The following is a 2,292-nucleotide window of genomic DNA, read 5'->3' as shown; positions in this document are numbered from 1 at the left end:
ACCAGCCCACAAACGGCGCCAAAGCCCGCTCACACGCCACCATCGACTCCGCGAACACCGGCGAGGCATCCCACAACTCACGCCCCATACCAACCCACTGCGACCCCTGACCCGGGAACACGAACACCACACCGTTGCCCACGTCGCCGAAGCCTCGGACCAGGCCCGGGGCGTCGACTCCGTCGGCGAGGGCGGCGAGGGTGGTGGGCCGGTCCGTGTCCTGGTGGGTGAACAGCACCGCGCGATGGGCGAGGACGGAGCGGCTCGTCAGCAGCGAGTAGCCGATGTCGGCGGTCCGGAGGCCGTCGTTGGCGTCGAGGTGTGCCTGGATGCGCGCGGCCTGGGCGCGCAGTGCGGCCTCGGTGTTTCCGGATATCAGCCAGGGCAGCGGCACGGGCCGCACGGTGAAGGGCGGCTCGGCGGCGTCCTCGGGCTGCGGCTCCGCGTCGTCGTTCTCCTCGGGGGCCTGCTCCAGGATGACGTGGGCGTTGGTGCCGCTGATCCCGAACGACGACACACCCGCGCGGCGTGGCTGCCCTGTCTCCGGCCACTGGCGGGCCTCGGTCAGCAACTCCACCGCACCCGCCGACCAGTCCACCTGCGTGCTGGGCTTGCCCACGTGCAGGGTCTGGGGCATGACGGCGTGCTGGAGTGCCAGGACGCTTTTCATCACACCGGCGACGCCGGACACCGCCTGAGTGTGCGCGATGTTCGACTTGAGGGAGCCGAGCCACAGCGGCCGGCCGTCCGAGCGGTCCTGGCCGTAGGTACCCAGCAGCGCCTGCGCCTCGATCGGGTCACCCAGCGTCGTCCCCGTGCCGTGCGCCTCCACCATGTCCACATCCGCCAGGGTCAGCCCGGCGTTGGCGACCGCCGCCCGGATCACCCTCTGCTGCGACGGGCCGTTCGGCGCGCTCAGCCCGTTCGACGCACCGTCCTGGTTCACCGCCGAGCCGCGGATCACCGCCAGCACGGGGTGGCCGTTGCGGCGTGCGTCGGAAAGGCGTTCCAGCAGGACCATGGCGGCCCCCTCGCCCCAGCCGATGCCGTCGGCGTCGTCGGAGAACGCCTTGCAACGGCCGTCCGCGGCCAGGCCGCGCTGCCGGGCGAAGGTGACGAAGGCCGACGAGGTGGCCATCACCGCGACGCCGCCGGCGAGGGCCAGTGTGCAGTCGCCCTGCCGGAGTGACTGCACGGCGGAGTGCAGGGCGACGAGTGAGGACGAACAGGCCGTGTCGACGGTGACCGCGGGCCCTTCGAGGCCCAGCACGTAGGAGACACGGCCGGACATCACGCTCGCGGAGCCGCCCGTGATCGCGTACCCCTGGTCGGTCGGGGAGTTCATCAGCTTGACGGTGTGCTCGATGGCGGTGCCTCCGACGAACACGCCGGTGCGGCTGCCGCGCAGCGTGTGCGGGTCGATCCCCGCGCGCTCCAGGGCCTCCCACGACGTCTCCAGCAGCAACCGCTGCTGGGGGTCCATGGTCAGGGCCTCGCGGGGGGAGATCCCGAAGAAGGAGGCGTCGAAGGCGCCCGGCTCGCGCAGGAACGCGCCCTCCCGGGTGTACGTCGTTCCCGGCCGGTCGGGATCGCTGTCGAAGAGCGAGGACAGGTCCCAGCCCCGGTCCTCGGGGAATCCGCTCACCCCGTCGGCCCCGTCGATCACCATCTGCCACAACTGCTCGGGCGAGTCGACGCCGCCGGGGAGCCGGCAGGCCATTCCCACGATGGCAAGGGGCTCGCGAACGCGGTCCTGGCTGTCCTTGAGCTGCTGACGGGTCTGCTGCAGTTCGGCCGTGACCCTGCGCAGATAGGTACGGAGTTTGTCCTCGGTCATCGTGAAATCCCACTCTGAAGCAGTTGAGAGCCCGGCTGATACCTGTTCAGGACACGCCCAGGTCGCGGTCGATGAAGTCGAAGATCTCGTCGTCCGTGGCGGCGCCGAGATCGGTCGTCGTGGCGTCCTTCTCAGCGGTGCTGAGCTGGGCGATGAGGTCACGGAGGTGATCGGCGATGTCCTCGCGTGCCTGCGGATCGGTGGCCACGTTGTCCAGTGCTTCGCCGATCCGCGTCAGCTCCCGCCTGATGTCGAGAACGTCGCCGATGCCCTGCTGCCCGTTCTTGGCGAGTTCCGTGTGCAGGAGGTCGGCGACGCGCTGGGAGTTGGGGTGGTCGAAGACGAGGGTGGCGGGCAGCCGCAGCCCGGTCGCCCTCTGCAGCCGGTTGCGCAGCTCCATCGCGGTCAGCGAGTCGAAGCCCAGGTCCTTGAACGGCCTGCTCGGCGTGATCTCC

Annotated in this window: 2 protein-coding genes; both read right to left on the bottom strand. The window is 70.4% G+C overall.

The features are described from left to right. Positions 1–1,837: type I polyketide synthase (locus CLM62_RS38075; RefSeq protein WP_143659217.1), on the bottom strand; the 1,837-nt coding region annotated here is incomplete at its 3' end. A 46-nt stretch (positions 1,838–1,883) separates the two neighbouring features. After that, on the bottom strand, positions 1,884–2,292 hold a 409-nt coding region (locus tag CLM62_RS38070), incomplete at its 5' end, for an acyl carrier protein (RefSeq protein WP_257004324.1).

The organism is Streptomyces sp. SA15 (assembly GCF_002291145.1).
Lineage (GTDB): Bacteria > Actinomycetota > Actinomycetes > Streptomycetales > Streptomycetaceae > Streptomyces.
This window is presented reverse-complemented; position numbering and strand designations above follow the sequence as displayed.